The following is an 18,813-nucleotide window of genomic DNA, read 5'->3' as shown; positions in this document are numbered from 1 at the left end:
GACATACCCATGGACGGAACCGTACTGGTCGCAGATGACGATCGCACCATTCGCACCGTTTTGACGCAGGCTTTGACCCGCGCAGGCTGCAAGGTCCACGCGACCAGCTCGCTGACCACGCTGATGCGCTGGGTGGGTGAAGGCAAAGGGGATGTGGTGATCTCTGACGTGATGATGCCTGACGGCAATGGTCTGGAGATGCTGCCCAAGATCAACGAAGAGCGGCCTAATCTGCCGGTCATCGTGATCTCGGCGCAGAACACCATCATGACCGCCATTCAGGCAGCCGAGGCGAAGGCATATGACTATCTGCCCAAGCCCTTCGACCTGCCCGATTTGATGAAGCGGACGGCCCGCGCACTGGAATCCCGCTCGCGCACCGCGCCCCGCGCTATCGAAGAGCCGGACCGCCCAGATGAGCTGCCATTGGTGGGCCGTACCCCCGCGATGCAGGCGCTGTATCGTCTGGTGGCGCGGGTCATGAATACCGACCTTCCGGTGTTGATTTCTGGTGAAAGTGGCTCTGGTAAGTCGTTGATCGCTCGCGCAATTCACGATTTCAGCGATCGCCGCACGCTGCCCTTTGTCACCGTCACCTCGAATGATCTAGAGACTCTGGAAGGTCCAGCGCAGGCGCTGGCCCGCGCCAAGGGCGGTTCGCTGTTGTTTGACGAAGTGGGCGATCTGAGCCCCGAGGCACAGGCCCGCGTGGTGCGGATGCTGGACAGCCTGTCGGAAAGCGCGCCGCGGATCATGGCGACGTCGCAGACCGATCTGACCAACCGGATGGAAGCGGGCGAGTTCCGTCAGGATCTGTTCTACCGGCTTGGCGGCGTGACCATTCAGGTGCCCGCGCTGCGCGAGCGGGTGGATGATATTCCCCTGTTGGCGGCACACTTCCTGTCCAAGGCCGAACTGGACGGCGCACCTTCACGTTCACTGTCGGATGATGCGGAAAAGATGGTTCGCGCCTACAGCTGGCCGGGCAACGTGCGCCAGTTGGAAAACGCGATGAAGCGTCTGGTGGTCACGTCGCGTGAGCCGCAAATCACCAAGACCGAAGTGGAATCGGTTCTTGGCAACCAACCCAGCATGGAGCCTATGGTCAGCGGTGCGCCGCAGGAGAAACTGTCCGCCGCCGTGGCCCGCCACCTGCGTCGTTACTTTGACCTGCACGGCGGGGTTCTGCCGCCGCCGGGTCTCTACCAGCGCATTCTGGCCGAGATCGAAGTGCCTCTCATTGAGATAGCGCTGGATGCAACGGGCGGAAATCAGGCGAAATGCGCCGATTTGCTGGGGATCAACAGAAATACCCTGCGTAAAAAGATCACTGACCTTGATATTCAGGTGACACGTCGTCGAAAGTTGATGTAAAATCGCAACAGTGGGTGGCAAATCAGGTTCACTTTGATCCTACCTCCCAAAATGTAGCGAGTGGGCGGCACTGCCGCCCCATCATGTCGAAGAGGCCATAGTGGCAGCAGGATCACAGCGGATGAACCGCGCTTGGTCGTGGGAGCGCATCAACCGCTTGCGTGCGCAGCGCCGCGTGCAGAACGCGGCCGCCTTGGGTCTGGTGATCCTTGGCCCTGTGCTCGCATTTCTAACCTTCTTGGTTCTGGGCCCTCTGGATCAGGGGATGTCCTCGGCCAACCTGCGGGTCATCCTGCTGGCGGATTTCATCTATGTGCTGCTGGTGGCAACGCTGGTTCTGGGCCGCGTGGCGCAGATGGTGGCTGCCCGCCGAGCCCGCTCGGCTGGGTCGCGGCTGCACCTGCGCCTGACGGGTGTATTCGCTCTTTTGGCCCTTATTCCAACGGTTTGCGTGGCGATCTTCGCAGTTTTGACAGTGAATTTCGGCCTTGAAGGCTGGTTTTCTGACCGCGTGCAGCGGGTGCTTGGATCGTCCCTTGCCGCCGCGCAGGCTTATGAGGAAGAGCACCGCCAAGACTTGGCCGAGGATGCCCGCGCCCTCAGCGCCTATCTTGAGGCCAACCGCCGTGCCAAAGGCTACCTGACTGATGGCGAGGTGCGTGAATTGGTCGGCAACGGGCAAAAGCTGATCCAGCGCGGCTTGGCCGAGGCCTTTGTGATTGATGCGGGCGGGGAAATTCGTGCGCGCGGCGAGGGGTCTTATCTTTTCAACTTCGAAAAGCCCTCGACCGAGGATATCCAGACCGCTGCCCGCGAAGGTATTGCAATCATTGAAGATTGGGACAGGAACGAGTTTCGCGCCATCGTCAACTTGCCGGGCTATGTGAACCGTTATCTCTATGTCAGCCGGATCGTCGATGGCTCGATCCTGAAGCTGCTGGATGATACGCAGCAAACGGTGAAACTGTACCAGCAGTTGGAAAACGACCGAGGACGTCTGCTGTTCGAATTCGGCCTATTGTACCTTGGCTTTGCATTGATCCTGATCTTGGCCGCGATTTGGCTAGGGCTGTGGTTTGCCGAACGTCTGGCCCGTCCTGTGGGTCGCTTGGCGGGTGCTGCGCAGCGCGTGGGTGGCGGCGATCTGATGGTTCAGGTCCGTGAGGAAAAGGGCGACGACGAAATCGCCATGCTTGGCCGCTATTTCAACCAGATGACGCGCCAACTGAAGCAACAGCGCGATACCTTGCTGGAAAGCACAGAACAGATCGAAAAGCGCCGCCGGTTATTTGACTCGGTGCTGACCTCGGTGACATCGGGCGTGATTGCGCTGGACGCCGACGGACGGATCACGCTGGCGAACCGCTCGGCCGAGGCGCTGCTGGACCTGCGGGAAAGCGACGGACAGGGCGTGGCGCTGGGGGTTGCGATCCCCGAATTCCTGCCCGCGTTCGACAATCTGCGCTCAAGTCCGACTGAGGCTTTGCAGCAAGAGGTGCGCCTGACCCGTAACGGCAAGACCGAAACCCTTCTGGTGCGTATGTCGGCGCGGATGAACGAAGAGACCGGTCTTGAGGGCTACGTGGTTGCCTTTGACGATGTGTCCGATCTTGTGGCGGCGCAGCGCTCTGCCGCGTGGGGCGACGTGGCCCGCCGGATCGCCCATGAGATCAAGAACCCGCTGACCCCGATCCAGCTGTCCGCTGAGCGGATCAAGCGTAAATTCGGCAAGTTGGTGGGGGACGAAAAGGACTCGCTGGAGCAGTTGACCGGCGTGATCGTCCGCCAGACCGAGGACCTGCGCCATATCGTGAACGAGTTCTCGAAATTCGCGCGGATGCCCCAGCCCCAGCGTAAGCCGGTGGATTTGCTGCCCTTGGTCAGCAACGCTGTCCTGCTGCAGGATTCGAATACCGATCTGAAAATCGTCTCGGACCTTCCGGATCAGGGCATTCAGGCGCTGGTGGATGAGACGATGATTTCTCAGGCGCTGATAAATTTAATCAAGAACGCCGGAGAAGCCATTGAAACCCTGTATGAAAAGGGTGCTCCGGATGGTCATGTGCCGGAAGTTCGTGTAAAGATGCGGGCAAATGGCGATCAGGTGATGATCCGGATTTCCGACAATGGGATCGGCCTGCCCGAAGATCGCGGGCGGCTGTTTGAACCCTATGTGACGACCCGCGAAAAAGGCACCGGACTTGGTTTGCCGATTGTGAAGAAGATTATCGAAGAACACGGCGGCACGCTGCAACTGCTGGACGCCGAACCCTTTACCGAAGGTGCGCGCGTTGGCGCCTGTGCCGAGATCCTGCTGCCGCTTGACGGCGCTGCGAAGAAATAAAAGTGAGGCCTCAGAGTAAGATGAGCGACATTCTTATTGTTGATGACGAACGTGATATCCGCGAGTTGATTGGCGACATCCTTGAGGATGAAGGCTATTCCACACGGCTTGCGGGCTCTTCCGATGAATGCATGGCGGAACTGAACGCGGCGCCGCCCGCTTTGATGATCTTGGATATCTGGTTGAAAGACAGCCAGATGGACGGCATCGACATTCTGAAAACGGTCAAGCGCGATAACCCTGGTATTCCGGTGGTCATTATCTCGGGTCACGGTAACATTGAAATCGCCGTAGCGGCGATCAAACAGGGTGCCTACGACTTCATCGAAAAGCCCTTCAACATCGACCAGCTTCTGGTGGTGATCCGCCGCGCGATGGAGGCCAGCAACCTGCGCCGCGAAAACCAGAGTCTCAAGCGTGTTGAACAGAAAGCTGCCGTGATGATCGGGGATAGCCCCGCGTTCCGCGGGCTGATCGGGCAATTGGATAAGGTCACGCGCTCGAACGGGCGGGTGATGCTGACGGGGCCGTCGGGTAGCGGCAAGGAAGTGGCGGCGCGCTACATCCACCAGAACTCGAACCGTGCGGATGCGCCGTTTGTGGTGGTCAACTGCGCCTCGATCGAGCCTGAGCGGATCGAAGCGGTGCTGTTCGGCCGTGAAAGCACCGAGCGGGGGATTGAGCCCGGTCTGCTGGAACAAGCCAACGGCGGTGTTCTCTATTTCGATGAGGTGGCAGATATGCCGCTGGGGTCCCAGTCCAAGCTGCTGCGGGTGCTGGTCGATCAGACCTTCCAACGCTTGGGTGGCACGGACAAGGTACGGGTGGACCTCCGGGTCATCAGCTCGACCGGTTGTGATCTGAAGGACGAAATTGCAGCGGGCCGCTTTCGTGAAGAGCTGTTCCACCGCCTGAATGTGGTGCCTGTGCAGGTGCCGCCCCTGACCGAACGGCGCGAGGATCTGCCGCTGCTGGTCAGCCATTTCGTCGAGGAATTCCACAACACCCAAGGTCTGGCCAAGCGGGCCCTCAGCGATGAGGCCGCCGCAGTTCTGCAAACCATGAGCTGGCCTGGCAACGTGCGCCAGTTGCGCAACCTTATCGAGCGCGTTCTGATCCTTGGTGACAGCGACGGGCCGATCAGCGCCGCCGAGGTATCAGGCAGCGACCGTCCCGCCGATGAAGGTGAAGAGCGTGTGGTTCTGTCGGGCGTGCTGGCCGCGCTGCCTTTGCGTGAGGCCCGCGAAGCCTTTGAAAAGGAATATCTGCTGACCCAGATCAACCGTTTTGGCGGCAACATCAGCCGCACTGCGCAATTCGTCGGGATGGAGCGCAGCGCCCTGCATCGCAAGCTCAAATCCCTTGGGATCGGCGCCAAGGCGGGCAGTAAATCCGATGAGAGCATTTCAGCCTGAGTGTGTCAGCAATTGACGATTCAACGCCAACCTGCGAAGTCATTTCGCAGTAGCATGAGGTATCTGCCATGAAGGTGATCATTTGTGGCGCTGGCCAGGTGGGGTGGCAAATTGCCCGCCATCTCTCGGGCGAACTGAACGACGTGACCGTCGTGGACAACAATCCTGATCTTGTGCGGCGTGCCACCGATACGCTGGACGTGCAGGGCATCGCGGGCTTTGCCAGCTATCCTGACGTGCTGGAACGGGCAGGGGCGCGGGACGCGGATATGATCATCGCGGCGACCTACTCGGACGAGGTGAACATGGTCACCTGTCAGGTGGCCCATTCGGTGTTCAACATTCCCCGCAAGATCGCCCGTCTGCGGGCGCAAAGCTATCTGACTGCGATTTATTCAGACCTCTATCGCCGTGATCACCTGCCCATCGACGTGGTGATCAGCCCCGAACGCGAGGTCGCCTCGGCGGCGTTGCAACGTCTGTCTGCGCCCGATGCGTTTGACACCGACACCTTCTTTGATGGCCATGCCCGTTTGTTGGGGATCGTCGCCGATGAGGATTGTCCGGTTCTGAACACGCCGCTGCGCCAGTTGACCGATCTTTTCTCGACCCTGCGGGCGACCGTGGTTGGTATCCGCCGCGAAGGGACGCTGTATGCGCCTGAAGCCGGTGATCAGATTTTCGAAGGCGATCACATTTATCTGTTCATCTACAACGAAGATCTGAACCGCACGCTGGAAATCTTTGGCAAGACCCCCCGCAAACAAGAGCGCGTGGTTCTTGTGGGCGGCGGTAACGTCGGCCTGGCGGTCGCGAAAGAACTGGAAAGCGCCAAAAAGCGCATCCGGATGAAGGTCATCGAAAAGGACCGCAAACGCGCCGAGAAGGCTGCTGATGCGCTGGAACGCACCATCGTTTTGCATGGCGACGGTCTGGACGCAGCCCTACTGGAAGAGGCGCAGATTGGTCGCGCCGACGCGGTGCTTTGTGTGACCGACGACGATAAAACCAACATGCTGGCGGCGACGCGGGCCAAGTCCCTTGGCTGCCCCATGTCGATCGCCCTGATCAACGATCCGACGCTGTTGCCGATGATCGACGCGCTGGGGATCGACGCCTACATCAACCCTCGGGCCACCACCGTTAGCTCGATTCTGCGGCATATCCGTCATGGCCGCGTGCGCAACGTCTATTCAATTGGCGATGCCGAGGCCGAGGTGATCGAGGCGCAGGTTCTGTCGACCTCGCCCCTGTCGGGCAAGCCGGTGCGGGACATTGCTTTCCCCGAAGGCGTTCTGCTTGGTGGCATCATGCGCGGCGAGAAATACCTTAATCCGCGCGGCAATACCGTGGTGGAAGAGGGGGATATCGTCTCGATCTTCTCGCTGACAAAAGACGTCCCCGAGGTCGAGCGCCTGTTGCAGGTCTCGATCGACTATTTCTAGAGGCTGACCGGTGCGGGCGCTCGCGAACCTTCCATTGGCACTGCACCTGACCGGGGTGGCAGGGCTGGCGATGATGCTGCCGGCTGCCCATGCGCTGGTGGCCGAAGATTTCCATGTGGCGCGCAGCTTTTTCTACAGCGGCCTGCTGACGCTGATCATCACCGCCTTTATCGGGATCGCGGTGAACCAACGGCATGGCGCGTTTTCCCAGCGGGAACAGTTGGCGACCCTTGTGGCGTCATTCACCCTGCTGCCGTTAGTGCTGGCCGTGCCTTTGTATGAGGGCAGCCAGAATACCACCTTTCTGAACGCCTATTTTGAGATGGTCTCAAGCCTGACCACCACTGGCGCGTCGCTTTATGAAGGCACTGGTCAGTTGACCAAAAGCCTGCATCTGTGGCGCGGAATCGTTGGCTGGCTAGGCGGCCTGCTAGTTTGGGTCGTCGCAGCGGCCACCCTTGCCCCAATGAACCTTGGCGGGTTCGAGATCACCACCGCCGCAGGTGGCGGTGAGGACGTGACCCTTATCCGGCGCGGCACCCGCCAGCGAACCCCCGCGGGCCATATCTGGTACGCGCTGTCCACCCTTGCGCCAATCTATATCTCGCTAACCTTGCTGCTCTGGGTGCTTTTGCTGGTCGTGGGCGAGGATACCCTGCGTGCCTTGATGCACGCCATGGGGACCATGTCGACCAGTGGGATCACTATTGTCGGTCATGTGACAGAGGATAACGCCGGTCTGGCCGCAGAGGTTGTTATCCTGTTTTTCTTCGCCTTCGGGATTTCGCGCCTGACATTTTCGCGCGATGTGGCGGGGCGGCGTGAACGTCTGCTGACCGACCCCGAAGTGCAGATGGCGGGGATTATCATCATTGGCCTGCCCATGCTTCTGTTCTTGCGCCACTGGATCGGCGCCATCGAGGTGAACGAGCATAGCGATTTCACCGCCGGTTTGCTGGCGCTTTGGGGCTCGGTCTTTACGGTGGCGTCCTTCCTGACCACGACGGGATACGAATCCGTGGCTTGGAATGAGGCCCGTGATTGGTCTGGCCTACCTGCGCCGGGCGTGGTTCTGATCGGCCTGTCGATCATCGGCGGCGGTGTGGCCACCACCACCGGCGGGGTCAAGCTGCTGCGGGTCTATGCCCTCTACAAGCACGGCGTTCGGGAATTGAACAAGCTGGTCTATCCGTCCTCTGTCGCCGGAATGCGGGCCTATGGCCGCCGCATCCATCGTCAGGGCGCATTCCTGGCGTGGCTGTTCTTTATGCTGTTCGCTTTGTCCATCGCGGCGGTGATGTCGCTACTGACCGCTTTCGGCGTTGGATTTGAAGAGGCGATGATCTTCGCGGTGGCTGGTCTTTCCACCACCGGCCAGTTGGCACATGCCGGTGCCGATGTCCCGTTGACGTACCAGTCCCTATCCGATGGGGCAAAACTGGTCGTTTGTTTTGCAATGGTGCTGGGACGCCTTGAGGCATTGGCGCTGATCGCTCTGTTTAATCCGAATTTCTGGCGAAATTGAGACACATCAGCAATTTTCATGTGTCATAAGTGAATTATAGGCTGGAAACTCGGGCAATCGCTCTCCATACTCCGTGGGCGAGACAGGCGCTGCACAGCGGCAATGACAAGAATAAAGGTGCAAATACAATGGCTTCCGATAAGCAAAACTTGCAAGACGCTTTTCTAAACCATGTACGGAAGACCAAGATCCCGGTCACTATCTTCCTGATTAACGGGGTCAAGCTGCAAGGCGTCATCACTTGGTTCGATAACTTCTGCGTTCTTCTGCGCCGTGACGGTCAGTCCCAGCTTGTGTACAAACATGCAATCTCGACCATCATGCCTGCTCAGCCTTTGAACCTTTACGACGGCGATAACGACAATTGAATGAAACACAAGAAGAGCTGACGCGCGCGTTAGTTCTGCATCCTGACATCCGGAGCGATGGACAGCGCAGGGCAGCCGGCCCGGCGTATGAGGAAGCAGTCGCTTTGGCGGCTGCTTTGCCGCATCTGGAGGTCGTGGGCGGAACGGTGGTGCGTCTGCCACGTCCCCATCCGGGTATGTTGTTCGGGTCGGGCAAAATTCAGGAACTGGCCGAGTGGATCAAACGCGATGAAATCGCGCTGGTTCTGATCGACGGTCCTGTCAGCCCGATTCAGCAGCGCAACCTTGAAAAAGAGTGGAAGTGTAAGGTTCTGGACCGCACTGGCCTGATCCTCGAGATTTTCTCGGATCGGGCTGCCACCCGCGAAGGTGTGTTGCAGGTGGAAATGGCCGCGCTGTCCTATCAGCGCACCCGACTGGTCCGTGCGTGGACCCACCTTGAACGTCAGCGGGGCGGTTTGGGCTTTGTTGGCGGCCCCGGCGAAACCCAGATCGAGGCTGACCGCCGGGCTATTGATGACCAGTTGGTTCGCCTGCGTCGTCAGCTGGACAAAGTGGTTAAGACCCGCAATCTGCACCGTGCGGCCCGCGCTAAGGTGCCGTTCCCGATTGTGGCCTTGGTCGGCTATACGAACGCCGGTAAATCCACCTTGTTCAACCGTCTGACCGGTGCAGACGTGATGGCCAAGGACATGCTGTTCGCAACGCTGGACCCGACCATGCGCTCGGTCAAGTTGCCTGATGGGCCTGAGATCATCCTTTCGGATACGGTGGGCTTTATCAGCGATCTGCCGACCGAACTGGTTGCCGCATTCCGCGCCACGCTGGAAGAGGTGTTGGCCGCGCAGGTCATTTTGCACGTGCGCGACATCAGCCACGCGGAGTCCGCTCTACAGGCGGCCGATGTGCGCGATATCCTTGAAAGTCTTGGCACCTCGAAAGAGGTTCCAATGATTGAGGTCTGGAACAAGATCGACCGCGTGGACGAAGAACGCCGCGAAACTCTGATGAATCAGGCGGCGCGTTCGGACAACACCATGGTTCTGTCGGCTGTCACCGGCGAAGGGCTGGATGAGCTGCTGGCAACGGTGTCCGAGGCGCTGGAAGGCGCCCGTGTCGAAGAAACCTTAGAGCTGGGTTTCTCGGACGGGAAAAAGCGGGCGTGGCTTTTCAAGAAGGGTTTCGTTCTGGAAGAACGCCAGACCGAAACCGGTTTTGAAATCGACGTGCGCTGGACCCAGAAAGATTCGAACCAGTACAAAGACGTTTAACGTCAGAGGGTTGCGAGCCAGTCTCGCAGCCCTTGTTCGCCTCGGGGCTGCCATCCCATCTGCTGCAAGCGCGTGCAATCCATTTGGTTCGGCGTGGCAGTGCTGCGCTCTGGCAGCGGATGGTCATAGCCCTTCAGCCCGGCATAAATCCCCAACACATCATGGCGATCCATCAGCATGTCCGAGACATTGACTGTCTGCGGCGGCGCGTCGGAGGCCAGCAGGATTTCGGCGGCGGAACAAAGATCGCGACCATGCACTTCGGTCCCGTTACGAGGGGCGATCGTTTTACCTTCACGGAAGTCGGCGAACATCGCGCGCCACTTATGGGGACCACACACGACCGAGGCCCCATAGACGCCGGTCGCCCTGAGGCTGGTGGTTTGAAAACCGTCGTCCGTCAGAGCCTTTAGCCCGTCTTCGCAGTCCAGTTTCACTTGGCCGTACAACGTATCGGGGGTGCAGGTCATACCTTCGGTTAGCAGAGTGCCTGTTGGTCGGGGACCGTAGACCGCCCGCGACGACAGAAACAGAACTCGCCCTACGCCAGCGGCCTTTGCGGCCTCAAACAAGGTCAGTGATCCATCACGGTTCAGGCGAATAAAGCCTTCAGGATCGTCGCCTTCTCCGCCGCGAAATTTCCCCTCAACATGGGAAAAGGCACAGTGGATCAGGGCATCGAACCCCGTCAGGTCCGGCTGGTCGCCCAAATCATATGGAACGCCATCGCGGCCAAAGGGTACGACCTCATGCCCTTGATCACGTAAACCATAAAGGAAGAAACTGCCGACGTAGCCGCCGGCGCCAGTCAGTGCAATCTTCATGAGACAGCGGCGGGCTTGGCCATGCGATCAAGATCAGGGCGGGAACTGCCATCGTAATACTGGTGCCAGATAGCGATCAACGTGGCCAGTTCCTCGGACTTTGGGTGGTCCATTTCCCAAGGTTTTTCATACTGGTAATGGATAACCTTCACCATGTCCCAGTTCCAGAGGTCAGGCAGGTTCATCCAGACATATTGCAGCGTGTTGTAGGTGACGGGCAGGCCGTTCCAATCGGGAAAGTAGGACTGAAGAAAGGTCTGATCCGTGCGCCGCCAGAAGGCATCGGGTACGTCCAGTTCCGCCAGCATCTTGTGGAACGTCTTCTGCGAGGGCCGGGCGGTGAACACGCCACTGTTCATCCGATGAAAGTCCGAAAGGCTTTCGTAGACATTGGGCGCGGCGCAGAACTCGGGGTACTCGAACAGGTTGTCGATGTTGCGCACCACCACCGTATCGGCATCCAGAAACACCACGTTGTCGTAGTCGGTTAGTTGCCACAGACGCAACTTGGCGAAATTGTCCAAGGGCGTGTGAAAGACCGGCTTGCCGCCCTTTGTAAAGGGCGCGGCACCATGTAGCGCGTCCCGGGCATGAGCCTGATTGAACGCGTCCGAAGTGGGCAGTAAATCCACCTGCACCAGTCGCGCGGCAAATGTCTCAAGCTCGGCCAGATCGTCAGCAGATAGGGCGGCGGTATGCATCACCACCAAATCAGCCTCGGTTCCCGTCCAGAGAAGCGAGCGTAATAATGCCCGCGCTCCGGCCACGTAGTTCGAATTCGTCACCAGAGTGACGTAGGCGTGCTGCGAATATGCAGCACGCGATACTTGTATTCCGTCCATTAACTTACCGATTTTAAACGTTTTCCTTCCGGATCGTGATTGACACGGGAGGCAATATCACGCGTCCACGCGGATACTGCAGGTACACGGCTGCGATCGATCCGGTGGGCGTATTTCTTGGCCACGTCCACCACTTCGGACAGAAGACCCTGCTCCAGAGTGACGGGGTTCAGACCAAGGGCAAGGAACTGATCGTTCTTCACGATCAGATCGTTCTCTGCCGCTTCTTTGCGGGGGTTGGGCAGGTTGGCGATGTCGGCACCGGTGAGGCGGCTGATCATTTGGGCCAGATCGCGGACGCGGTGGGTCTCGGTCATCTGGTTAAAGATTTTGACCCGTTCGCCGGATTTCGGCGCGTCAGAAAGGGCCAGTTCGATGCAACGGACACTGTCCTGAATGTGGATAAAGGCTCGGGTCTGCCCGCCGGTGCCATGCACGGTCAGCGGATAGTTGATCGCGGCCTGAATGAGGAATCGGTTCAGGACGGTACCGTAATCGCCATCGTAATCGAAGCGGTTGATCAGTTGCTCATGGCGGCGGGTCTGGTCAGTGTGCGTGCCCCAGACGATGCCCTGATGCAGATCGGTGATCCGCAGCCCGTCATTCTGCGCGTAGAACTGGAACAAGATCTGATCCAGCGATTTTGTCATGTGATAGACCGAGCCGGGGCGGGTGGGATAGAGAATCTCTAAGCCTTTTGTCTCACCGGCAAGATTTTCAATCTCGACATCCAGATAGCCTTCGGGGATCGCTGCCCCGACACTGGAATAGCCATAGACGCCCATGGTCCCCAGATGCACGATATGGGGATCGATGCCTGCCTCGACCACCGCGGCCAGCAGGTTGTGGGTGGCATTGACGTTGTTATTGACCGTGTAGACCTTATGGCGGTCGGTCTTCATGGAATAGGGCGCGGCGCGCTGTTCGGCGAAATGGATGATCGCGTCAGGTTTGTGGTCGATCAGCCAGCCTTTCAGACGCTCATACTCATTTGCAAGATCCAGCAAGTGAAAGTGCAGTTTTTCGCCCGAAACCTCTTTCCAGATGCGGCAGCGTTCCTGAATCGAGTCCATCGGGGTCAGTGATTGGACGCCCAGTTCGGTGTCAATCCAGCGGCGCGAGAGGTTGTCGATGATGTGGATCTCATGACCCGCCTGCGATAAATGCAAAACTGTGGGCCAACCGACAAACCCGTCGCCACCAAGGATTGCGATTTTCATAGGACTCTCCTGAAAATAATAAATCTTGAAAATGAACTATGTCAGGCGGATAAAATGCCGATGTCAGCTTTATAAATGATTGGTGACAGAGTGCCCCGTAAAGGCCCGTGACGCAAAAGAAAAAGCCGCCCAAACGGGACGGCTTTTGCATCTTTTCGTGTTATGCGCGAGTTTTCGCTATTAACCGTTCCATGTGCGAACGTCGCCGCAGTCCATGTGAACAAAGTTAGAGCCGTAGTACGAGCCGACACCACCAGCATTACAGGCCTTAGCGGCTTGCGCCATCTGCTTGACCGAGCGGGACGCCAGACGCAGGTCAGCGGCCTGACCACGCATGTGCAACGAGTTTTTAGCAACTCCGCGCGAACGCGAGCGAAGCATGTTGTTGGTCTGAGGGCTACGGTAGCCCGACAGAAGCATGTAGGGTTCGCTGATGTCCATAAGGCGGTGAGCCGCCGACGCGATATCAACAGTGCGGGCGTCAATTGTCTTGACTTGGTTGGTCCGCCAATCGCGCATGAAGTGCGAAACTTCGTCCAGTGCTTCGGGGATATACTCCCCATCGATCCAGTAGATCGTGTTCAGTTTTTCGCCTGTACGACCGGAATACATTTGGATTCGGCGTACATCGCCAGCTCCGCGAAGGAAGCCGAACGCATTGGAGTAGGTCGGCGCCGCTGCAACTGCAGTTGCGGCGAAAGCGCGAAGCAACCCACGGCGAGTCACGTTAGTGATCGTCATCGTCATGCCTGTCCCATTTCATTCCGCGTTTCGCGGATTTTTTTGTCCATCCCCAGATGTGCCATCGTTATTGCACAAGGTTTTGTTAGTACCAAGCTTGTATTCATCTCGGGTTCCCGTCCTTTTCGGAAATGGGCAAATTCTCGCTCAACGCACCGGCAGATTGTGACCCAAAGTATACAAAACAAGGTTAATATCGCCGCCTTTTGCGAGAATTTGCACTTGTGAATAGACATTACCGTCGTGGAATTAGAAAACGGCTTAGTGCTGGGACGGATTGCAAAGGACATGCCATGCTGAGTGGAATCATGACGAAAACACCAAGTTTTAAAGGTCTTTTCGCACTTCTTATGATGGTCCTGCTTGCAGTTTCCACTCCTGCGTCTGCCCAGATGACGGCAATTCGGCAAGCGATTGCAGAGGCTTCGTCCTCGGATGAGGATATTGCCGCCTTTTATCGCGAAAACGACTTTAACCCGATCTGGACGGCCCGCGGTGGTAAGGACAAACGTCGCCGCGAAGCGCTGTTCGAGGCGCTGGAAGACAGTGGCGCCCATGGTCTGCCCACTTCCAGCTACCAGATTGACACCCTGCGCGCGCAGCTTGGTTCTGCGAAAACGGCCCGTGACGTAGGGCAGGTTGAGGTCGCGCTAAGCCGGACCTTCCTGAAATACGCCCGTGATTTGCAGACCGGCGTGCTGGTCCCCGCGCGGGTGGATTCGGGCATTGTCCGTGAAGTGCCGTACCGCAGCCGTTTGTCCTATCTGACCAACTTTGTGAAATCCTCGCCCCGTGGGTTCCTGCGGGCGATCGCGCCCCAGACCCAAGAGTATAACCGTCTATTCGCTGCCAAAGCCGACCTTGAGCGGACCTTGGGCCGTGGGGATTGGGGCGCATTGGTTCCCGGCACTCTGAAACCAGGCGCATCCGGCAACTCGGTCGTGGCGCTGCGCAATCGACTTCAGGCGATGGGCTATCTGGGCCGTAGCGCGACTGCGACCTATGACGCTGAGATCCAGCAAGCCGTGCAGGCGTTCCAGCTGGACAACGGTCTGACCGCCGACGGCGTTCTGGGTGAAGGCACCTTGAAAGAGATCAACACCAGTGCGCAGGCCCGTCTGCAATCGGTGATCGTCGCGATGGAGCGGGAGCGCTGGCTGAATAAGGAACGCGGCGCACGTCATGTGCTGGTCAACCTGACCGACTTTACCGCGAAGATTATCGACAATGATAAGGTCACGTTTGAGACCCGCTCGGTCATCGGAGCCAACAGTGGCGACCGTCGCAGCTTGGAATTCTCGGATGTGATGGAACATATGGTGGTGAACCCCACCTGGAACGTTCCGCGTTCGATCACCGTTAAGGAATATCTGCCGATGCTGCAGAAGAACCCCAACGCGGTGCGCCATTTGAATGTGGTCGATTCGAAGGGCCGCGTTGTAAGCCGCGCGGCGGTGGACTTTGCATCCTATAATGCTCGGACCTTCCCCTTTGCGCTGAAAGAGCCGCCCAGTCAGGGCAACGCGTTGGGTTTGGTCAAGTTCATGTTCCCGAACCCCTACAATATCTACCTGCACGATACGCCGGCAAAGAACCTGTTTGGTCGCGAAGTGCGCGCGTACTCGCACGGGTGCATCCGTCTGCACCAGCCGTTCGACTTTGCCTACGCACTGCTGGCCCGTCAGACCAAAGACCCTGAAGGCTATTTCAAAAGCGTTCTGGCCACGGGCCGCGAGACCGTGGTCGCGCTGGAACAGCCGGTTCCTGTGCACCTGATTTATCGGACCGCCTTTACCAGCGCCAAAGGGCACATCCAGTTCCGCCGCGACATCTATGGCCGTGATGCCAAGATCTGGGACGCTCTGGCACGGGAAGGGGTGGCGCTGCGTGCTATTCAGGGCTAGACCCTGATCCGGATTAACTCCGGGAGAATGTGGCATGCGGTATACCGTAGCTGAACTGGCCCGAGCGCTGGGTGTGCCTGCGCTTGGTAATGCAGACCTCTGTATCACCCGTGTGGCCGAACCCGCTCATGCCGGTCCCGAGGATCTGGCCATCGCGATGAAGCCCGAATACGCCGAGACCCTGTCCAAGGGCCAAGCCAAGGTGGCGCTGCTCTGGAGCGGCGCGGATTGGCAAGCCCTTGGCCTAGAGGCCGCCATATGTCTGGACCGGCCCCGTTTCGGCATGTCCACCATCTCGGCTATGGTTGATCCGGGGCAGGGGTACGCGGCGGGCATTCACCCTAGCGCCATCATCGATCCCTCGGCTGAGCTGGCAGACGATGTGTCGGTCGGTCCGTTCACGGTCATCGGCGCGCGGGCCAAGATCGGTGCAGGCACTGTGATTGCCAGCCATGTAACCATCGCCCGTGATGTGACCATTGGCGAAGTCAGCCTGATCCACCCCGGGGTGCGTATTTATTCGGACGTTCATATCGGTGCCCGTGCGATCCTGCATGGCAACGTGGTGATCGGCGGCGACGGGTTCTCTTTCGTCACCCCCGAAGAATCCGGCGTCGAACGTGCGCGTAGCAGCCTTGGGGATCAGGGCGAGATCAAGTCGCAGGCATGGGCGCGTATCCATTCGCTTGGCGGGGTTGAGATCGGCGATGATGTGGAAATCGGCGCGAACTCGACCGTGGATCGCGGGACTGTGCGGGCCACCCGCGTTGGCAGCGGCACCAAGATCGATAACCTTGTGCAGATCGGCCACAATGTGGTTGTGGGGCAAGACTGCCTGCTGTGTGCGCAGGCTGCCGTTGCGGGGTCGTCCAAGATCGGTCGCAACACGGTGATCGCGGGGCAGGCGGGTGTGGCTGATAATCTGGTGATTGGTGAGAATGTGGTGATCGGGGCAGCCTCGGCTGTTTTGTCCAATGTTCCTTCGGGCCGCGCTATGCTGGGGTATCCGGCAGTCAAAATGGACACCCATATCGAGTCCTACAAAGGCCTGCGCCGATTGCCGCGCCTGTTGAAAGAGTTCGCCGAGCTTAAAAAATCCGTTACAAAGATCGGGTCTACGGACTAGATCGCTTTAGAGTTACAAGAAAAGGGCAACGACCATGACCGTCCGGGACAAAGTGATCGCAATCATTGCGGAGCAGGCTGTACTTGAGCCGTCGGATGTGACCGGAGACAGCAGCCTTGAAGATCTGGGGATCGACAGCATGGGTCTGGTGGAAAGCATTTTCGCCATTGAAGAGGCCTTTGATATCTCGGTTCCCTTCAACGCGAATGATCCGTCGGAAAGCGACTTTGACATCTCGTCCGTGGATGCCATCGTCGCCGCTGTTGAAAAGCTGAAGGCCGAACAAGCGTGAGGCGCGTTGTTATCACTGGGGCGGGAACCATCAACGCCCTTGGCCGCGACGTGGCCACAACGCTGGAAGCCATGCGCGAAGGGCGCTGCGGCATTTCCGATCTGAAAATGCGGGATCTTGAGCGTCTGGCCATCCGGATCGGCGGGCAGGTGCATGACTATGTGCCCGAAGACCGTTGGAATCGCCAGCAAATCGCCCTTTATGACCGGTTCACCCAGTTCGCCCTGATCGCGGCGGAAGAGGCGATCCAGCAGTCCGGACTTAGCTTTACCGGCAAGCTTGCGGCGCGGTCCGGCGTGGTGCTGGGAACGGCGGGCGGCGGTCTGTCCACCTCGGACGAGAATTACCGGACCGTTTATGAAGAGGGAAAGAACCGTGTTCACCCCTTCATCGTGCCCAAGTTGATGAACAATGCGGCGGCCAGCCATGTCTCGATGGAGCATAACCTGAAAGGCCCGACCTTCACGGTCGCCACCGCTTGCGCCAGTTCGAACCATGCGATGGGACAAGCGTTCCACATGATCCGTTCCGGCATGTCCGATGTGATGCTGACCGGCGGGTCCGAGGCCATGCTGTGTTTCGGTGGTCTCAAGGCTTGGGAAGGTCTGCGCGTTATGTCCAAAGACGCCTGCCGTCCCTTCAGTCTGAACCGCAACGGGATGGTACAGGGTGAAGGTGCAGCGATGTTCGTCTTTGAAGACTACGATCACGCCAAAGCCCGAGGGGCAGAGATTCTTGCCGAAGTCATCGGCTTTGCTATGACCTCGGACGCCGCGGATATCGTGATGCCCTCAAAACAGGGGGCCGCGCGGGCGATCCAAGGGGCGATGACCGATGCACAGCTGAACTCGGACGATGTGGGCTATATCAACGCACACGGCACCGGAACGGCGGCGAATGACAAAACCGAATGCGCGGCGGTGGCGGATGTTTTTGGTCACCATGCGGATGACCTGATGATCTCGTCCACGAAATCCATGCACGGCCACCTGATTGGTGGCACCGGCGCGGTGGAACTGCTGGCCTGTATCATGGCCCTGCGTGACGGGGTGATTGCACCGACCATTGGCTACGAAGAGCCTGACCCCGAATGCGCCTTGGACGTGGTTCCGAATGAGGCCCGCGATGCAAAGGTGGATGTGGTTCTGTCGAACGCTTTTGCTTTCGGCGGCCTCAACGCGGTTCTGGCCTTGCGCAAATTCGCCTGATTTCGGGCTGTAGTGACAAACGAAAAAGGCCGCCCCAAAATCGGGCGGCCTTTTCTGTTTCGGATCGGCGCAGCGGTTAACGCGCGGGGATCGAGTCGAACGCGTCGGTAAAGCCCGACAGCGACATGGTCACGCCGACCTGCTGATCGGGGGCCATGCGGGGAACGATGGTCAACGTCGCTTTCGAGCCCTTCTTGAAGGCTGCAATCTCTTCTGCGGTAAAGCCGACCTGCGCGTAGCAGCCGGCTTGGGTGCAGAAACGGAAGGGGTAGCGCTTGGCGGGTGCGTTATCGACCGCGATGCGCAGTTGTTCGGTCAGCAGGGTTTCCAGCGGGGTCGCGATGGTTGCACCAGCGACGGCAGCCTGTCCGTCAGGCAGCTTGAACATGCTGATTTCAGCCACGTTGTTGCCTTCGCCGTCGGTCAGCACCTGTGCCATCTCGCAGGGGTCCTGCTCGGCGGGGCTACGCAGGCAGCGGATGGACCAATCGCCCTTTGCTTCCAGATCGTAGGTGGTGCCAAGCGGCTCGCCGTTTTCGTCAAGCTGCTCGCCCAGATTGAGTGCGGGGTCTGCTGCGGGCGCGTCCTGTGCGGCCTGTTCCTGGGCCCAAAGTGCGGTGCCGCTGGTCAGCATTGCTGCAATCAAAAGGCTTTTCACGGTATTGGACATTTTTAATCCTTGTCCCTTGTTGTGTCGGCAACAGGGGTATCACACCTGCGCGGCGAGAGTCAGGGTGATTTCACTGAATTTTTCTTGAACGCTGGGGCAGGCGGCGGCGTTTCGCCTTTGCAGATTTCAGGCCCGATGGCCTAGAATCAAAGAAGGGGCTGAGTGAGCCCCTTCTTCGTTTTTTGCTCCCTGTCGGACTGGCCGACTTAGTAATTGCCCAAACGTTACGAACGCGGACAGGGAT

The 18,813-nt window shown here is 58.7% G+C and carries 16 protein-coding genes; 11 read left to right on the top strand and 5 right to left on the bottom strand.

The features are described from left to right. Nucleotides 1–9 precede the first annotated feature (9 nt). The 7 genes from CLV74_RS08910 to hflX all read left to right on the top strand — a co-directional run bounded on the left by CLV74_RS08910 (nucleotide 10) and on the right by hflX (nucleotide 9,742). On the top strand, nucleotides 10–1,374 hold the full coding sequence (locus tag CLV74_RS08910; protein WP_106263890.1) for a response regulator: 1,365 nt from the start codon (nucleotides 10–12) through the stop codon (nucleotides 1,372–1,374). A 121-nt stretch (nucleotides 1,375–1,495) separates the two neighbouring features. Next, complete coding sequence (locus CLV74_RS08905; RefSeq protein ID WP_106263889.1) at nucleotides 1,496–3,718, top strand: sensor histidine kinase NtrY-like; 2,223 nt, start codon at nucleotides 1,496–1,498, stop codon at nucleotides 3,716–3,718. A 20-nt stretch (nucleotides 3,719–3,738) separates the two neighbouring features. Further along, nucleotides 3,739–5,133 carry a nitrogen assimilation response regulator NtrX gene (gene ntrX, locus CLV74_RS08900; protein ID WP_106263888.1) on the top strand — a complete coding sequence of 465 codons (1,395 nt, stop codon included), beginning with the start codon at nucleotides 3,739–3,741 and terminating at the stop codon, nucleotides 5,131–5,133. 68 nt (nucleotides 5,134–5,201) lie between these two features. After that, nucleotides 5,202–6,578: a Trk system potassium transporter TrkA gene (gene trkA, locus CLV74_RS08895; protein ID WP_106263887.1), complete on the top strand. Its 1,377-nt coding sequence runs from the start codon at nucleotides 5,202–5,204 to the stop codon at nucleotides 6,576–6,578. Between the two features lie 34 nt (nucleotides 6,579–6,612). Continuing rightward, complete coding sequence (locus tag CLV74_RS08890; protein ID WP_342753480.1) at nucleotides 6,613–8,103, top strand: TrkH family potassium uptake protein; 1,491 nt, start codon at nucleotides 6,613–6,615, stop codon at nucleotides 8,101–8,103. A gap of 128 nt (nucleotides 8,104–8,231) precedes the next feature. After that, on the top strand, nucleotides 8,232–8,471 hold the full coding sequence (gene hfq / locus CLV74_RS08885; RefSeq protein WP_106263886.1) for an RNA chaperone Hfq: 240 nt from the start codon (nucleotides 8,232–8,234) through the stop codon (nucleotides 8,469–8,471). A gap of 17 nt (nucleotides 8,472–8,488) precedes the next feature. Next, nucleotides 8,489–9,742: a GTPase HflX gene (hflX, locus tag CLV74_RS08880; protein WP_106264205.1), complete on the top strand. Its 1,254-nt coding sequence runs from the start codon at nucleotides 8,489–8,491 to the stop codon at nucleotides 9,740–9,742. A 2-nt stretch (nucleotides 9,743–9,744) separates the two neighbouring features. Here hflX and CLV74_RS08875 read toward each other — a convergent pair whose 3' ends face one another. The 4 genes from CLV74_RS08875 to mepK all read right to left on the bottom strand — a co-directional run bounded on the left by CLV74_RS08875 (nucleotide 9,745) and on the right by mepK (nucleotide 13,375). After that, nucleotides 9,745–10,566: an NAD-dependent epimerase/dehydratase family protein gene (locus CLV74_RS08875; RefSeq protein WP_106263885.1), complete on the bottom strand. Its 822-nt coding sequence runs from the start codon at nucleotides 10,564–10,566 to the stop codon at nucleotides 9,745–9,747. Beyond that, nucleotides 10,563–11,408: a glycosyltransferase gene (locus CLV74_RS08870; RefSeq protein ID WP_106263884.1), complete on the bottom strand. Its 846-nt coding sequence runs from the start codon at nucleotides 11,406–11,408 to the stop codon at nucleotides 10,563–10,565. The genes CLV74_RS08875 and CLV74_RS08870 overlap by 4 nt, the downstream gene beginning before the upstream one ends. Beyond that, on the bottom strand, nucleotides 11,408–12,628 hold the full coding sequence (locus tag CLV74_RS08865) for an NAD-dependent epimerase/dehydratase family protein (RefSeq protein ID WP_106263883.1): 1,221 nt from the start codon (nucleotides 12,626–12,628) through the stop codon (nucleotides 11,408–11,410). The genes CLV74_RS08870 and CLV74_RS08865 overlap by 1 nt, the downstream gene beginning before the upstream one ends. Nucleotides 12,629–12,808: 180 nt before the next feature. Continuing rightward, nucleotides 12,809–13,375, bottom strand: coding sequence for a peptidoglycan L,D-endopeptidase MepK (gene mepK / locus CLV74_RS08860; RefSeq protein ID WP_106263882.1), 567 nt, complete (start codon nucleotides 13,373–13,375; stop codon nucleotides 12,809–12,811). Nucleotides 13,376–13,662: 287 nt separating this feature from the next. Here mepK and CLV74_RS08855 point away from each other — a divergent pair, with 287 nt between their 5' ends. From CLV74_RS08855 to CLV74_RS08840, 4 genes are read left to right on the top strand one after another with little or no spacing between them, the layout of a single operon-like run. Continuing rightward, nucleotides 13,663–15,273 (top strand): L,D-transpeptidase family protein, encoded by a 1,611-nt coding sequence (locus tag CLV74_RS08855; protein WP_425430973.1) that lies wholly within the window; start codon nucleotides 13,663–13,665, stop codon nucleotides 15,271–15,273. A 34-nt stretch (nucleotides 15,274–15,307) separates the two neighbouring features. Continuing rightward, nucleotides 15,308–16,399 (top strand): UDP-3-O-(3-hydroxymyristoyl)glucosamine N-acyltransferase, encoded by a 1,092-nt coding sequence (lpxD, locus tag CLV74_RS08850; RefSeq protein ID WP_106263881.1) that lies wholly within the window; start codon nucleotides 15,308–15,310, stop codon nucleotides 16,397–16,399. Nucleotides 16,400–16,433: 34 nt separating this feature from the next. After that, nucleotides 16,434–16,691, top strand: coding sequence for an acyl carrier protein (locus CLV74_RS08845; protein WP_106263880.1), 258 nt, complete (start codon nucleotides 16,434–16,436; stop codon nucleotides 16,689–16,691). Beyond that, nucleotides 16,688–17,899: a beta-ketoacyl-[acyl-carrier-protein] synthase family protein gene (locus CLV74_RS08840; RefSeq protein ID WP_106263879.1), complete on the top strand. Its 1,212-nt coding sequence runs from the start codon at nucleotides 16,688–16,690 to the stop codon at nucleotides 17,897–17,899. The genes CLV74_RS08845 and CLV74_RS08840 overlap by 4 nt, the downstream gene beginning before the upstream one ends. A gap of 76 nt (nucleotides 17,900–17,975) precedes the next feature. Here CLV74_RS08840 and CLV74_RS08835 read toward each other — a convergent pair whose 3' ends face one another. Further along, nucleotides 17,976–18,569, bottom strand: a complete 594-nt coding sequence (locus tag CLV74_RS08835; protein ID WP_106263878.1) for an invasion associated locus B family protein — start codon at nucleotides 18,567–18,569, stop codon at nucleotides 17,976–17,978. Nucleotides 18,570–18,813 lie beyond the last annotated feature (244 nt).

The organism is Donghicola tyrosinivorans (assembly GCF_003003355.1).
GTDB classification, from domain to species: domain Bacteria; phylum Pseudomonadota; class Alphaproteobacteria; order Rhodobacterales; family Rhodobacteraceae; genus Donghicola; species Donghicola tyrosinivorans.
The sequence above is the reverse complement of the archived record's forward strand: the minus strand, read 5'-3'. Positions and strand labels throughout refer to the sequence as shown.